Raw genomic sequence first — 14,592 nt, 5'->3', positions numbered from 1 at the left:
GGCACTTTGGGCCATGATGCACCCCGGTGTAGGAGTGAAGTTCCTCGAAAAATGGGTTCAACAATATTTCCGTTTTTTCACGGTTGTAATATTCTGACCTCGAGTCGAAACGAGGGCCTGACGTCGTCAGGGGGATGAAGTGGAGAGCCTGAAGCGGACCCAGCCGGAGCAGCAAGCCGCCCTACCGGAAACGGCGGGTGAGCGGCGGCCGGACGACCGCCCGGGAGACGCCGACGACTTCGCGCAGGTGCTGGAAGAGGAGCTGCAGCGCCACGCCCGCCAGTGCGAGGGAGAGGGCGAGACCGAGCCCACGTGCGTCGTGGGCCCACCGCTTCCGCTGCCCACCGCCCCCGAGGGACAGCCCCTGCCCCGAGGCACCTCCGTGGGCCGCTACCTCGTGCTGGAGCGCCTGGGCGCGGGCGGCATGGGCGAGGTGTACGCGGCGTTCGATCCCCAGCTCAACCGCCGGGTGGCCATCAAGCTGCTGCTGCCCGGAGGCGAGGGGCTGGACGGGGGCGAGGCGCGCCTGCGGCTGATGCGCGAGGCCCAGGCCATGGCCCGCCTGTCGCACCCCAACGTGCTGCCCGTCTACGACATCGGCGAGCACGGGGACCAGGTCTTCATCGCCCTGGAGCTGGTGGAGGGCAGCACGCTGCGGCAGTGGCTCAAGGAGCAGCCGCGAGGCTGGCGCGAGGTGGTGGAGGCCCTCACGCTGGCGGGCCGGGGACTGGCGGCCGCGCACGCCGCCGGGCTCGTCCACCGCGACTTCAAGCCGGACAACGTGCTGGTGGGGCGCGACGGGCGCGTGCTCGTCTTCGACTTCGGCCTCGCCTGCGAGCAGGGCAGCGGCGCCCCCGGAGCGCCCACCCCGGTGGACCTGGCGGACATCCTCCGCGCCGAGCTGCCCGCCACCTCCGAGTCCGGCTCCCTCTCCGCCCCCAGCACGCGCGAGCCGCGCGAGACGCCGGTGACGCGCCACGGCCACATCATGGGCACCCCGGGCTACATGGCCCCGGAGCAGTACCGCCAGCAGGCCGTCACCGCCCGCGCGGACCAGTTCTCCTTCTGCGCCACGCTCTACTACGCCCTCTACCGCGAGCACGCCTTCGCCGGCAGCGGGGCCGCCGCGCTCGCCCGCGCCACCCTCGAGGGCCGCCTGCGTCCGCAGCCGCGCGACTCGGGGGTGCCTGGCTGGGTGCGGCGCGTCGTCCTCAAGGGGCTGCACGTCCACCCCCAGGAGCGCTACGTCTCCATGCAGGCGCTGCTGGACGCGCTCCATGACGACCCGAGCGCCCGCACCCGCCGCCAGGCCTTCGTCGCCGTGGCTGGCGCCTTCCTCGTGGCCATGGTGGCCGGCGCCGTGGGCGAGTGGCACCAGCGCCAGGGCCTGTGCCAGGGCGTGGCCACGCGCATGGACGGCGTGTGGGACGCGCCCCGCCAGGACGCCATGCGCCAGGCCTTCCTCGCCACCGGCGCCCCCTACGCGGCCGACACGTGGAACGGGGTGAAGGAGGGGCTGGACACCTACGCCTCCCAGTGGGTGAAGGGCCAGCGCGGCGCGTGCGAGGCGACGAAGCTGCGCGGCGAGGCCTCCGAGGAGGTGCTCGCCGCGCGCACCACCTGCATGGAGCGCCGGCGCTCGGAGCTCAAGGCCCTCACGGACGTGCTCGCCGAGGCGGATGGCCGCGTGGTGGAGCGCGCCGTGGAGGCCGTGCGCGGCCTGTCCGAGCTCGCCCCGTGCGACACGGCGGATCCCCTCGCCGCCAGCGAGCCGCCCAGGGACGCCCAGGTGGCCGCCCGGGTGGAGGAGCTGCGCACCTCGCTCGCGCGCGCCCGGGCCCTGCGCATCTCCGGCCAGTTCCCCGCGGGCCTGGACGTGGCCGCCCCCGTGGCCACCGAGGCGCGCACCCTGGGCTACCACCCGCTGGAGGCCGAGGCCCTGCTGGAGCTGGGCCAGTTGCAGGCGGGCTTCGGCCACTCCGAGGCCGAGCGCACCCTCAAGGAGGCCATGTGGCGGGCCGACGAGGTGCGGCTGGACGAGGTGCGCGCCGAGGCGCTGGTGGCCCTCACCCAACTGGTGGCCTACGACGTGGCGCGCGTCCAGGACGGGCATGACTGGTACCGCCAGGCACGCGCCCTGCTGGTGCGCACGAAGCGCGAGGGCCGCCTGCTGGCCGGACTCGAGAGCGCCCACGGCCTGGTGTACGCCGCCCAGGGCAACGCGGGCGCCGCGGAGACGTCGCACCGCAACGCGCTCGCCGCGCTGAGCACGGTGGCCTCGCCGGACAGCCCCGAGGTGGCCATGGTGCTGCGCCGGCTGGGCAACACGCTGGGCACCCAGGGACGCCACACCGAGGCCCTCGAGGTGTACCAGAGCGCCTACGCCGCCTTCCGCAAGGCCCTGGGCGCCGAGCACCCACGCGTGGGCAGCTCGCTGGTGAGCCTGGGCACCACGCTCAGCGCCCTGGGCCGCCACACCGAGGCGCTGGAGCCCCTGCGCCAGGGCGTCGCCATCGTCGATCGCTCGCTGTCGCCGCGCCACGCCTTCCGCGCCATGGCGCTGGACGCGCTGGGCGGCGCGCTGTGGCGGGACGGGAAGACGGACGAGGCGCTCCAGGTGCTGCACCGGGCGGTGGAGGCCGCGGAGCTGGCGCGCGGGCCGGAGCACCCGGACGTGGCCGGGCCGAGCAGCTCGCTGGGCCTGGTGCTGGTGGACGCCGGGCGCCCCGCCGAGGCGCTGGGCCACTTCGAGCGCGCGGTGCGCCTGCGTGAGCGGGCCCTGGGCGAGCAGCACCCGGAGCTGGCCGGGCCGCTCACCGGCCGCGGCGAGGCGCTGCTGAAGCTGGGCCGCCCCAAGGAGGCGCTCGGGCCGCTGGAGCAGGCACTGGCCCTGCGCGAGAAGAACACCGTGGCGCCGGTGGAGCTGGCCGAGACGCGCTTCGCCCTCGCCCGGGCGCTGGCGGACGCACACAAGGACACCGCTCGGGCCCGGGTGCTCGCCCAGGAGGCCGTGAGCACCCTGGACCAGCCCGGCACCGAGTCCCTGCGCGCCCGTGTCGAGGCGTGGCTCGGCACCCAGACGCCGCGCGGCTGAGACCATGACGGAGCGCAACGGGCGCGAGGCGTGGCCGCCGGAGCTCACGGAGTTGCTGCGCAAGGTGGACAAGCTGCGGCGCAGCGGGCGCTACACGGAGGCGCTCTCGCGCATGCGCCAGCTCACGGAAACGTACCCGCGCCAGGCCCGCGTGCTGCTGGAGATGGGGTTGACGCTCGGCATCTGGGGGAGTGCGGCCGCGGAGGCATTGCCCTGGTACGAGCGCGTGCTGGAGATGGCACCTGGCCACGCGTCAGCGCACCTGCACCGCGCGCTCGCGCTGGCGGCGCTGGGACGCCACGCCGAGGCCGTGGCCGACTTCGATGCATTGGAGGCCGTGGGCTTCCGCAAGGCGCTCGTGCTGCACATGAAGCGCGCCGAGTCGATGGAGGCGCTCGGCCGGCACGCGGAGGCGGAGAGGGATTGGACGCTCGCGCTCGCGGAGGACCCGGACAATCCCTGGCTGCTGCACCAGCGGGCCTCGGCGCGGGCGAGGCTGGGCCGGCTGGAGGAGGCGGTGCAAGACATCACGGATGCGCTCGCCGCACCGGAGGGCGAGCCGGTGGACGCGGAGCTGCTGCGCGACCGGGGCGTGCTGCGCGCGAAACTGGGTGACACGGCCGGGGCCCGCGCGGATTTCGAGGCGGGACTCGCGGCGCTGCGCGAGGGAGATCCATCCGGGCTCGCGGATGACCTGCGACACAGGCTCCAGGAGATGGGCTGACGTGGTGAGCATCCACGCAACCCTTGCAGGCGCATCACGCCTCGCCGCATCCCAGCGGCAAGCAGCGGAACTCGCTGGCAGGAAGGAAGAACAGCGGCTCTGGATCCAAGTGAAGGCGTATAAGGACTTCCTTGCATCCACGGGTCAGGCCTACCTGTTCGAGGACTACCTCGCTGGGTTTGCGCCCACGCTACGGCCCCAGGTGAGTACTGCCATTGAGGCGCGCCCGGATTCGACCTCGCGAAGGGTCATGACGCTTCTGCTGAAGACGTTCGACGAGACGCCCGAGAAGCAGTCTGCGAGCATCCTCTTCCACCAGGTCAACTTCATCGCCGACACCGGACAACTCGAGGCTTGCGAGGACTACATCCACCACCGCCTCGAATACGCTCCGCTCGCTATCGCTTATTTTCCGACGCATGCCGAGGCGGAGGCATGGCTGAATGGACTCGCGGAGCCCCCAAGTCCGGCGGACATCCTCATTGGGGATGAGTACCATCTGGCCTGGTCTTCTCGCGAAGACAACGCTCGCGGCATCTACCGCGACTACGTCATCGAGCCCTACATCGAAGAATTCGTAGCGCAGGGAATACCTCCCAAGGCGCCATCCTTCGAAACTCGCGCGGAAGCAGACGACTGGCTGAAGACCCACCCCGCCGCTCCCTTCGATTTCGTCTCCATCGCTGGGGAGTACTACCTCGCGGTGCATCACAAGAGGCTCGAGCGCCACACGCTCCATCACGTCGCCTCTGCCCTGGCGGAGTGGGAAGAGAAGAAGAAGGCCACTGCCCGGAACTCGGCGGAGGCAGAAGAGGAGAACGGGTAACGGACGTCCTCCGGAGTCACCCACGCCGGGATGACGGCGGAGGTGGTTTCTTGCTTGCTCCCGGGAACGGGCCGCTCCTAGCGTGCACGCCTGCTCGTCGAGGCTCGCGTGCGCTCCGGTTCCTGGCTCCTCATTCTGTCCCTCTTGGCGTCCGCCCCAGCCGCTGCCCGGCAATCGGCCGGTGGGCCCTTGCTCCGCGCGCGCACGCTCGTGGCCCCTGCTCAACCCGGCGAGGTGCCGCCCCTGGCGCTGCACGTGACGGCCGGCGTGCCCACTCTCCTCCAGCTCGAAGCACCACTGCCACCCTCCACCCCACGCCTCCCGGTGGGCGAAGCTCGCATCCGGCTCGTCCCGTTGAGCCCCGGCTCGTGGCTGCTTCTCCCCTCCATCGCCCTGGCCGAGAGCGAAGAAGTGCCGCTCACTCTGGAAGCCGGAACCGACATCGAGCCCCTCCGCTTCACGCTCGTCACCCGGCGCGAGGAGACGGACGTGCGGGTGCGTGTGGTCTCCGCCGAGCCCTCCACCGAGGACGACGCCACACAGGACATGGCGCGCCACCTGCTCGCCGCGCCGCCGTCCCGAGTCGCACTCGCCCGGCCACGCGAGATAGCGCGTGATCCGGGACACACCCGGGCGCGAGTGGACTCCGTGCTGTGGATGGGCCGGCGATTCTTCGCCACCGCCTCCGTAAGGAATGGCCGGGAAGGCGCTGCACCGTGGCAGCTGGTACAGGTGCGGCTACGGGCCACCCTCGCGGACGGCTCTCTCCTGGAGTGGCCCGCCGCCCTCGTCTCTGGAGCGCTGGACAGGAAGGCACAGCGCCACATCTTCACCAGCGTGCTTCCCGAGGGCGCCTCGCACCTGGAGGCGGCATTGGACGGAGAGGATGCGCCAGGCAGCTTCCGCCCGCTTCCAGAGGAAGAGCAACCATGGCTATGAGGAAACCACGCCGCCCGGACCAACTCCGCGCGGGCCACCGCGTGCGCGACTTCCGTGTCGTCCGCCGGTTGGGGGTGGGTGGCTTCGCCTTCGTCTTCCTGATGGAGCGCGGAGGCCAGCGCTACACACTGAAGATGGCGATCCTGCCCGCTTCGCAGAAGGATCCGGACCGGGTGGATGCCTGGATGCGCCGTGAGGTGAGCTCGCTGGAGTACGTGAACCACCCCCACCTGCTGCCCGTACTGGAGTGGGGCCGATGGCCCGAGCCGAAGACGGGCTACGGCTATTTCATCACCCCCTACATCTCTGGAAGCACCTTCCATGTATGGCGCTGGGGCGAGCGCGCCACGCTGGACCGGGCGGTGGGGGTGCTGTGCGAACAATTGAAGTCGATGGAGGCCCTGCACGAAGACGGAATCGTCCACCGGGACGTGAAGGCAGACAACCTGCTGGTGCGGCACGGGGACGACACGCCATTCCTCATCGACTTCGGTACGGCACACCTGCCCTGGGCTCGCGTGCTAACGGAGGGTCTCGCACCGGGAACGCTCTATTGCCAGCCGCCCGAGGCCATCCTCTTCCTGGCGTCCCTGCTGTCCGAAAACCCTCCGCCCGCGGGTTCACGGCTGGAGGCCCGGCCCGCCGCCGATCTGTATGCCTTTGGCGTGCTCCTCTACGAGACACTCACCAACTGCCGTCCCTTCAGCACCCGGCTGCCTCTGGACGAGCTGCTGCCCGCCATCGCCACCATGCCTCCCTTGGCGCCCGGGCAGCTCGCGCCCGAAGTGCCCGCCTCACTGAGCGCACTGGCCCTGCGGCTGCTGGCGAAGGACCCGGAGCAGCGTCTCCCGAGCGCCCGCGCCGTGCGCGAGGAATTGGAGCGGCTGCGCGAGCAGGAAGGACACACCACTGCCTGGCAGGCTCCGGCGAAGCGGCCCTCGGAGTGTGCGTGGGTGAAGGAACGGTTTCCGGACGTGGACATGCTGGAAGAGGCTCCCGAGCCGGAGCCCTCGCCCAGCCAGGAGAGCCTCTCCGCCAAACGCGTGGGAAAGCGGAGGGGTTGGCCGGTGCGGCTCGTCGTGCTGGCCGTCGGGCTGGGAGTGCTCGGGATAGGGTGGGCGCTCATCCGCGCGGCACCCGTTCCTCGTGAGGAGGACGTCTCTCGCGCGGAGGCCACCGCGCCGGCTCCTCCGGCCCATCTCGAGAAAGGAACGCAGCCCGTGCCCTCCTCCCCTTCCAAAACACCTCCCACCGCCTCCGACTCGAGGCCCTCGCGCCTGTGCTCGGTGCTCACCCGCCTGTTGGGAGGAGTGGCCCTCGCGCAACTCGCCGGATGCGCCACCACGACAGTGCGGCCCGACCCCGCGAGCTACCTCGCGCGTTGTCCTCCCGAGGCCGCCGACACCCCGGTCAAGCTGGGCTTCGACTCCGAGGAGAACCCCACGTTCCTGAAGACAGGCACTCCGGCCTCGAATGATCTCATCGAGGAGGGTGGCTCCCTCAACGTCAAGCCCGGCCCCGTCATGGCCACCATGTACGCAGAGGTGAAAGGGGTAGAAGTGAAGACGAAGATCACGGGCGTGGCGATGACGACGCCCTACCGCCTCTACATCCAGTTCGACCGGATGCAGTTGCCGGACGGCACGTGGTGGCCCATCTGCGGCGTGGCGGTGGACGACTTCACGTCCTACGGGGTGCCCACGTGGGCAAAGGAGCCTATTGACGGCTCGGTAGTGGACCCGGCGAAGGTGGACCGCAGCCCCGGCAGCGTGGTGCTCAACGACCCGCGCTTCGAGACGGTGCTGCAATACCCCAAGGGACACCCGATGCCACGCCTCACCCAGGCCCCGCCCGACTGGCGCTGACTTCACGGCCCGGGGCGCGCACGGCGGGGCACAGACCTTGAGACTCGACCAAATGAAATTCTACGAACTGGGGAGAGACCCGTCTCCCCGCTACACGGGCAATTTGAACGCCTCACACAAGTGGGCGCTGCCCGGTGTGGAACGCTGCCCTGTCTGTGATTTGCCGCCAGAGGGAGGGACATCGGCCCAATATCCATGCGTGGACCTGTCGGGGCGGCCACCCGAGGACCAGGAAAAGCTGTTGGATGCTTGGCCCGTCCCACGCGAGGAGTTCATCCGGCGACGCGAGTTGGTGCGGCCCCTGGCGCCTCCCTACGCCGTACTGGAATCAGGAGCGGCGTTCGGCCCGCTTCAGGGCTCAGGCCTGGGCTACTTCGGCCAGCTCGTCATGCAGAATCCATGGTCCCTCTGCATGCGCCGCGAGGCCCTGGAGAAGTTACAGAGCGCAGGCGTGCGAGGCCTTACCGGCTGCCCCACCCAGGTGAGGTTCCGCACCAAACACGCCCCCAACCTGCGGGATATCCAGCTCGAGTTCCACGGGCGCTTCCACTCGGACTGCCTGCCTCCCCCGAATCCTCCATGTCGCACCTGTGGTATCGCCATGGGCCACAGTGTCCCGGATCCGTATCTGCTCGACGCCTCGTCTCTCCCTCAGCACGTGGACATCTTCCGGCTGGCCGACGCCACCACGCTCATCATCGCCAACGAGCGACTGGTGGACGCCGTGCGCCGTCTGGAGCTCGACGGCGTCGTCTTCAAGGCGCTGGATGTTCGCTGAGCGGGACACTGGACCGCGCCGACCGTGATGAAACGGCTCTTCATCCATCACCCAACTCGTCGTGCAGTTGTTGGACGAGATCTGGACGATCAATGCTTTCCCAGGCCTGTCGTGCGGCGATGATGTGGCGACGGCGGGCCTCGGCATTGGGAGCGATTCTGGCGAGTCGCCGATGTGTCTGCCCGACGGAATAGGGCTCGGGAATGAGCATGTAGAGGGAAAGAGACTGCTCGAAAAGATCTCTAGCCTCATGCTGCGAGCGCGCTAGCGCGATGTCTCCCAGCCTCCAAATGCAGTTGGCTTCACGTCCCGCCTCCCCTCTGCTCCGCGCTACCACGCTGGCGCGCTGCAATACGCGCGACGTGCCATGTCCCGAGAAACGCATGAATTCCGACAAGGCAATGGCCGCGTCCATGGCATCCGTGGCCTTCTTGCCATCCAGTTCCTCCTCAATGAGTCCTTCGATGTTCGCGAACTCGGTAATGAGGAGCGTCGACGCCTCGCCGCCTCCCATGCGCCCCAGCCTCCCTCCATGTTCCCGTGCCATCCCAAGGTAATGAGTGAGCACGCGCTCGCGCTCCTCCGCCCCTGGAGGGCGTGAGCGCCGCACGTGCTCCCGAATGGGAGCCAGCATGCGAATCCGCCCCTTCTCGAAGAAGGCAAGTCCCACCTTGGCCAGCACCTGCGCGGCGCCACGGGCCACGCCCGGCAGCAATCGCTCCAGGTCTCCCTGGGCCACACCTCCGGGCAAGGTCGCCAACAGCGACAACAACCGCCGGGCCTCGTCCGTCATGCGTGGCCCCTTGATTGAGACCTCGAGCGACACCGAGAGGCTGGACTCCCTGTCGGAGCCCCCGGGCCTCTCGTAGAGCCCCACGCGCTCCGTCCGCCAGAGTGCCCAGGTATTCTCGAGCGACGCCCCTTCCGCTGCGAACGCGAGCAGCTTGATGGCGAGGGGAAGCCCCTCCTGCTCTCGGAGCAGAGACTCGAGCAGAGGATCCTTCCGGTCGACCTTCGAGGCGATGGAGCAGAAGAGGTCGAGCGCGAAGTTGTCATCGAGCCGCGTCACCTCGATGGGAGGACGACTGCGGGGCACATAGGGACGCTCCCCACCTCGCACCGAGCCGACCAGCGCCAGCCCGGCAACAGCGCCCAGCTCGGCCAGCAACGCTTCCGTCCCCGAGCGGTCCTCGTGCCAGGGGGTCTCGAGATTATCGAGGACCAACAACGCCGGAGCCGCTTGGAGCGAGTGCTTCACCGCGTCCCAGAGCTGGGGCTCCGAACCGATGCCGAGAACGGCGGCCACGGCGCTGACCACCAACTCCCGCGAGGTGGCGCCATCGAGCCGGACGAAGTAGCGCCGGTTCCCGTACCGCGGGACCACCTCGGGGTGGTGGGACGCCTGACGCGTGAGGGTGCTCTTTCCAATGCCCGGAGGACCGAGCACCATCGTCGGTCGGGGCTCTTCCGCCAGGACCTCCTCCACGAGCTGGCGCGTCAGTTCCTCCCGGCCGAAGCAGTCCCCTGGAGAGGGCATCTCCGCCGGTGTGCGCATGTTCACGGGCGCGGCGGGAGTGCTCGGACGAGCCCCGCTCGGAGCCTTGGCGAAGTCCTCCGCTCTGAAGAGCGGCCTCCGGGTCTGGTCCAGCTCCGCGAGCTCACGCATCCTCGCGCCCGCCTTCTTCCAGATGGATTTGAAGGAGCGCTCAAGCGCGGGCTCGGGGCCATGCCTCACGATGATGTCGTCGAACTCCTCGACATGCGACTTCCCGTTCTCGCCGAGGAAGGAAGCCTCGTAGGCCCCCTTCTTCTCGACGCGCTTCACCGAGAGCGTTCCCGACTCGTAGCGCACGCCGCCCAACCTCATCAGCCGTGAGGTCAGGAAACGGTTGAGGATGCTGGCTCCCGCGCTGAGCGGAAACGCATCCCTGCCGTTGAGTACTGCCGTGGTGTCTCCCCGCAGGTCCTCTCGCAGGCGCTCGTCGAGTTCCTTGGGAACAGGAAGCTCCTTGTACTTCCTGAAGAAGTCCCGCTCCTGGAGCCGCTCCTTGCAGAACTCCTCCTCCAGCGTCAGCAACTCGGTCCTCACCGCTTCCAGCGACCTCTCCCCCAGGTATCTCTGGATGATGCGCTCGTGACGGAAATCCCGGAGACGGACGCGCAGCAGATCGATCAACCCCCCATCCCCCGTGCCCGAGACAAGGTAGCGCTTGGACGTGCCCGATGCGTGAATGAGGCGGTCCAGGTTGTCGTCCTCCCAGTACGACCGGACTGGAGCCCCCTCCAGCGTTCTCTCCGTGCCGAAGCCCACCGCCAGGATGACGGCCTCGAAATCCCCTTCATCGAAGGAGTCCGTGTTCCACGTGAGCTGGCGCGGAGTGCTGGACCCGGGGTGGATCTGGAGCCGCCGAACGCGCGTGTGGACCTCGATGCCATGGCGCTGCACCAGCGGTTGCCACTGCGCGAGGAGCCGCTCCGCCACGTTGCCCGCCAGGTCCGCCGTCCAGTCGAGCACGGGAAGATTCGCCCGCGGCTCCTCCGAGCCCTCCTCGGGCCAGTCGTAGAGGTGGGGGTGGAGCCAGCGCTGGCGGTTGTTGCGGAACATGGCCAGCAGGTCGCTCGCCTGTTCGAACACGGTGACCTTCGCTCCCCGGATGGCGGCCCCCGCGGCGGCCGCAAGCCCGGCCGCGCCTCCGCCGATGACCGCCAGCTTCGAGCCCTCCTTCAACCGCTCCTCGGCGAAGAGCGAGTGGATGAGGTTGAGCGCGCGAACCTGCTGCGTGTAGAGCGTGATGCGCCGCTCGAAACACCCGAGGACGTAGACCCCGGGTTCCTCGCGAACAGCCATCTGCCGAAGAATGTCGCTTTCCGTGACCCTGGCCATGCACTCTCCCCGGAGGCGAGAAGTTACCAGCGCCCGCTCGACATGCCACCCTGCCGTTGTACCTCGTAGACTCGGGGCCTCATGACCCGAACCCTCCGGCCCCGACCCGTGCTCCCGCTGTTCCTCACCGCGCTGCTGCTGGCCTCGTGCGCCACCTCACCCGCATTGGGTACGCAGGAGGAAACCAGGACGGATGAGACCATCGCCTGCGACGACGCGGATGCCGACCAATGCGTCGTGCCCGCCTGCGACGAGGGAGAATGCGCCTTCTTCGACTGCGCGGACGTGGACCCGGAGGCGCTTACGCAAGGACCCCTGGCGCATGGTGCGGAGTTGGCGCGATTCCCTCGCCCGGCTTTTCGTGCCCCAAGCCATCACCGCAACTGGAGACGCGCGGGGCTTCGGGAGGACGCCCGGCCCCGGATGACCTTCCACTTCCGCTACCGCCAGGGCTACCTCCCTGCCTTTCCCAGGCTCGAAGGCACGCTGATCAAGCACCACCTGTTCCCTCAGGCACAGGAGTTCAGGAAATGGCTCACCCGCAGTGGTATCAACATCCACGAGTGGACGATGCTCATCCCCGAGCAAGTGCACCTTCGCATCCACCGTGGCGCCAATGGCGGTTCGTGGAACGCCGCGTGGCGGCAGGTCATGAATACCAATCCCAGTGTCGTCCCCAAGGAGGTATTGATCAGCAAGGCCTTCGAGTTGTCCTTGCGCTTCGACATCGCCGGTCCCATCAGGCCGTACCACGCTCCGGTGCCTGCACCCGGCCCCCAGCTTCTCGCTCCCTGACCTTCGGACTTGTGACTCGCCACATGAAATTCTACGAATTGGAGAGAGACCCATCTCCACGCTACACGGGCAACCTGAACGCGGCCCACAAGTGGGGTCTGCCCGGTGTGGAGCCATGCGCTGTCTGTGGCTTACAACCAGAGGGGGGAACAATGGCCCAGTACCCGTGCGTGGACCTGTCAGGTCTGTCCCCCGAGGATCAGGAAAAGCTATTGGACTCCTGGCCCGTTCCACGTGAGGAGTTCATCCGGCGGCGCGAGTTGGTGAAACCCCTGGCGCCTCCCTACGCAGTACTGGAGTCGGGAGCGGTCTTCGGTCCGCTCCAAGGAAGTGGCCTGGGCTACTTCGGCCAGCTCGTCATGCAGAACCCCTGGTCCCTCTGCATGCGCCGCGAGGCCCTGGAGAAATTGCAGAGCGCGGGCGTGCGGGGTCTTACCGGCTGCACCACCCAGGTGCGATTCCGCACCAAACATGCCCCCGACCTGCGGGACATCCAGCTCGAGCTCCACGGGCATTTCCACCCGGACTGTCTGCCGCCCCCGAATCCTCCGTGCCCCACTTGTGGTGTCGCCATGGGCCACAGTGTCCCGGATCCGTATCTGCTCGACGCCGCATCATTGCCGGAGCACGTGGACATCTTCCGGTTGGCCGACGCCACCACACGCATCATCGCCAACGAGCGCCTGGTGGACGCGGTGCGCCGCCTGGAACTGGACGGCGTCGTCTTCAAGGATCTGGAGGTCCGCTGAGCGGGCCACCGGGCCACACCGGCCGTGAGGGGCCGGACGCTCCGCGTGCTCCCGTGTGCCTTCTCATTTGAAGCGGCCCTCGGGGCTGTGCGACGTTCCCTCCCGCCATGGATGACACCACGCTCGCCTCCCTCAAGGCCGCGCTCGCCGCGAGCCCCGACAACGCGCCCCTGCGCGGCCTCGTCCTCAAGGCCCACCTCGAGCGCAACGAAGTCCCCCAGGCCCGCGCCATCCTCGGCGACCACGCCCCCGATCTCTTCTCCGAGCCCGACCGCCTCCACGCCGCCCGCACCCTCTTCCAGTCCGGTGAGCACGAGCGCGCCCTCCTCTTCTGCGCCAACCACCCCGCCCCCGAGGCCGCCCTCCTCTCCGCCCGCGCCCTCGCCGCGCTCGGCCGCAAGGACGAGGCCCGCTCCTCCTACCAGCGCGCCGTCTCCCTCAACTCCACCCTCGAGGACCGCGACCTCCTCGCCCAGCTCACCGCCTCCGTGCGCGACGTGCAGCCCTCCGCTCCCGGCGGCCCCCGCCTGCGCGTCATCTCCAATGACGACACCTCCGCCAACGAGGTGGACCGTGTCCTCGCCCCTCCCCAGACGCCCCTCACCTTCGCCGACGTGGGCGGCCTCGAGGACATCAAGAAGCAGATCCGCAAGCGCATCATCCTCCCCTTCCAGAAGCCTGGTCTCTTCGAGCGCTTCAAGAAGAAGGCCGGCGGCGGCATCCTCCTCTACGGCCCTCCCGGCTGCGGCAAGACGCTCCTGGCCCGCGCCACCGCCGGCGAGTGCGGCGCCACCTTCTACAACATCGCCATCTCCGACATCCTCGACATGTACATCGGCGAGTCGGAGCGGAAGCTGCACGCCCTCTTCGAGAAGGCCCGTCAGACGACTCCCGCCGTCCTCTTCTTCGATGAGCTGGAAGCGCTCGCCGCCAAGCGCCAGTTCAGCCGCGAGGGCACCAGCGCCAAGCTCGTCAGCCAGTTCCTCGCGGAGATGGATGGCTTCGCGCAGAACAACGCGGGTGTGCTGATTCTCGGCGCCACCAACACCCCCTGGGCCATCGACCCCGCCTTCCGCCGTCCCGGCCGCTTCGACCGTGTCCTCTTCGTCCCTCCGCCGGATGCCGCGGCGCGCGAGGAGATTCTCAAGCTCCTGCTCAAGGATCGGCCCCAGGAGTCCCGCCTCGACCTGGGCTTCGTGGTGAAGCACACCAGCACCTTCTCCGGCGCGGACCTGGCCAACGTGGTGGAGACGGCCAGCGACGCCGCCATCGAGCGCTCGCTCGCGGAGGGCAACGAGGCGCCCATCACCTCGGCGGACCTCAAGGAGGCCCTCAAGGAGGTGAAGCCCACCGCGCTCGAGTGGCTCACCACCGCGCGCAACTACGCGCGCTACGCCAATGACGCCGGCCAGTACGACGAGGTGCTGGCCTTCCTCCAGGCCCACGGAAAGTCCTGAGCATGAGCGCCACCTACCGCATCCAGGACGAGCCCCGCCCCGGCGCCATGGGGCACCTCGTCGTCAACCCCGTGTTTCCCCTGCTGTCCCTCATGATGGGAGGCGCGTGGCTCGGGATTCCGTGGTTCATCTTCAATGCCTTCGCCATGGGCAGCACCACGCGCCGCAAAGAGACGGTGCTCGCGGTGCTGCTGATACCCGGGACGCTGCTGCTGTACTTCCTGCTCGGCATGCTGATGAAGCTCGAGGTGCTGACGACGGCCTCCCTGCCCTATGCCGGGGTGGGCATCACCGTGTGGAAGCTCGCCGTGGGGTATGTGCTCTTCAACCTCCAGCAGCGCAACTTCGCGCTGCACGAGTACTACGGCGGCGTGGTCCGCAACGGGGCCCTCGTGCTGGTGGCCAGCATCTTCATCGGCCCGCGCATCTTCATGGCGCTCACCGGCGGCAATCGGGTCCTGCTGGCACTGCTCGGGTGAAA

General features: G+C 68.9%; 11 protein-coding genes. 10 read left to right on the top strand and 1 reads right to left on the bottom strand.

Translation table 11 applies throughout. From position 1 onward, the window contains the following. Positions 1–139 precede the first annotated feature (139 nt). The 6 genes from Q664_RS19030 to sitI6 (Q664_RS19005) all read left to right on the top strand — a co-directional run bounded on the left by Q664_RS19030 (position 140) and on the right by sitI6 (Q664_RS19005) (position 8,226). A complete protein-coding gene (locus tag Q664_RS19030) occupies positions 140–3,094 on the top strand; it encodes a serine/threonine-protein kinase (RefSeq protein ID WP_052518352.1) in 2,955 nt (984 codons plus the stop codon). 4 nt (positions 3,095–3,098) lie between these two features. Continuing rightward, complete coding sequence (locus tag Q664_RS19025; protein ID WP_043397288.1) at positions 3,099–3,818, top strand: tetratricopeptide repeat protein; 720 nt, start codon at positions 3,099–3,101, stop codon at positions 3,816–3,818. Position 3,819: 1 nt separating this feature from the next. Continuing rightward, entirely contained in the window at positions 3,820–4,644 is an 825-nt protein-coding gene (locus Q664_RS61020) for a hypothetical protein (RefSeq protein WP_235216769.1), read from the top strand. A gap of 108 nt (positions 4,645–4,752) precedes the next feature. Next, a complete protein-coding gene (locus Q664_RS19015; RefSeq protein WP_075207466.1) occupies positions 4,753–5,583 on the top strand; it encodes a DUF2381 family protein in 831 nt (276 codons plus the stop codon). Next, the gene (locus Q664_RS19010; RefSeq protein ID WP_084610102.1) at positions 5,574–7,448 is read left to right on the top strand and encodes a protein kinase domain-containing protein; all 1,875 of its coding nucleotides are present in this window, start codon (positions 5,574–5,576) and stop codon (positions 7,446–7,448) included. The genes Q664_RS19015 and Q664_RS19010 overlap by 10 nt, the downstream gene beginning before the upstream one ends. Before the next feature lie 52 nt (positions 7,449–7,500). Then, on the top strand, positions 7,501–8,226 hold the full coding sequence (gene sitI6, locus Q664_RS19005; protein ID WP_043397282.1) for a SitI6 family double-CXXCG motif immunity protein: 726 nt from the start codon (positions 7,501–7,503) through the stop codon (positions 8,224–8,226). Between the two features lie 40 nt (positions 8,227–8,266). Here sitI6 (Q664_RS19005) and Q664_RS52330 read toward each other — a convergent pair whose 3' ends face one another. Next, positions 8,267–11,074, bottom strand: coding sequence for an FAD-dependent oxidoreductase (locus tag Q664_RS52330; protein ID WP_052518351.1), 2,808 nt, complete (start codon positions 11,072–11,074; stop codon positions 8,267–8,269). A gap of 117 nt (positions 11,075–11,191) precedes the next feature. On the opposite strand from Q664_RS52330, the gene sitA6 reads away from it, so the two are divergent. From sitA6 to Q664_RS59175, 4 genes are all read left to right on the top strand, one after another. Then, positions 11,192–11,905 (top strand): SitA6 family polymorphic toxin lipoprotein, encoded by a 714-nt coding sequence (gene sitA6 / locus Q664_RS18995; protein WP_043397281.1) that lies wholly within the window; start codon positions 11,192–11,194, stop codon positions 11,903–11,905. 23 nt (positions 11,906–11,928) lie between these two features. Next, positions 11,929–12,654, top strand: coding sequence for a SitI6 family double-CXXCG motif immunity protein (gene sitI6 / locus Q664_RS18990; protein ID WP_043397280.1), 726 nt, complete (start codon positions 11,929–11,931; stop codon positions 12,652–12,654). 107 nt (positions 12,655–12,761) lie between these two features. After that, a complete protein-coding gene (locus tag Q664_RS18985) occupies positions 12,762–14,111 on the top strand; it encodes an ATP-binding protein (RefSeq protein ID WP_043397278.1) in 1,350 nt (449 codons plus the stop codon). A 2-nt stretch (positions 14,112–14,113) separates the two neighbouring features. Further along, positions 14,114–14,590 (top strand): hypothetical protein, encoded by a 477-nt coding sequence (locus Q664_RS59175; RefSeq protein WP_052518349.1) that lies wholly within the window; start codon positions 14,114–14,116, stop codon positions 14,588–14,590. The last annotated feature ends 2 nt before the right edge of the window (positions 14,591–14,592 follow it).

Source organism: Archangium violaceum Cb vi76 (genome assembly GCF_000733295.1).
Classification (GTDB): domain Bacteria; phylum Myxococcota; class Myxococcia; order Myxococcales; family Myxococcaceae; genus Archangium; species Archangium violaceum.
This window is presented reverse-complemented; position numbering and strand designations above follow the sequence as displayed.

Bases quoted from the DNA above. Each gene is read 5' to 3' on its own strand.
- Q664_RS18985 (WP_043397278.1), top strand. From the start codon at position 12,762: ATGGATGACACCACGCTCGCCTCCCTCAAGGCCGCGCTCGCCGCGAGC.
- sitI6 (WP_043397282.1), top strand. From the start codon at position 7,501: ATGAAATTCTACGAACTGGGGAGAGACCCGTCTCCCCGCTACACGGGC.
- sitI6 (WP_043397280.1), top strand. From the start codon at position 11,929: ATGAAATTCTACGAATTGGAGAGAGACCCATCTCCACGCTACACGGGC.
- sitA6 (WP_043397281.1), top strand. From the start codon at position 11,192: ATGACCCGAACCCTCCGGCCCCGACCCGTGCTCCCGCTGTTCCTCACC.
- Q664_RS59175 (WP_052518349.1), top strand. From the start codon at position 14,114: ATGAGCGCCACCTACCGCATCCAGGACGAGCCCCGCCCCGGCGCCATG.
- Q664_RS52330 (WP_052518351.1), bottom strand. From the start codon at position 11,074: ATGGCTGTTCGCGAGGAACCCGGGGTCTACGTCCTCGGGTGTTTCGAG.
- Q664_RS19010 (WP_084610102.1), top strand. From the start codon at position 5,574: ATGGCTATGAGGAAACCACGCCGCCCGGACCAACTCCGCGCGGGCCAC.
- Q664_RS19025 (WP_043397288.1), top strand. From the start codon at position 3,099: ATGACGGAGCGCAACGGGCGCGAGGCGTGGCCGCCGGAGCTCACGGAG.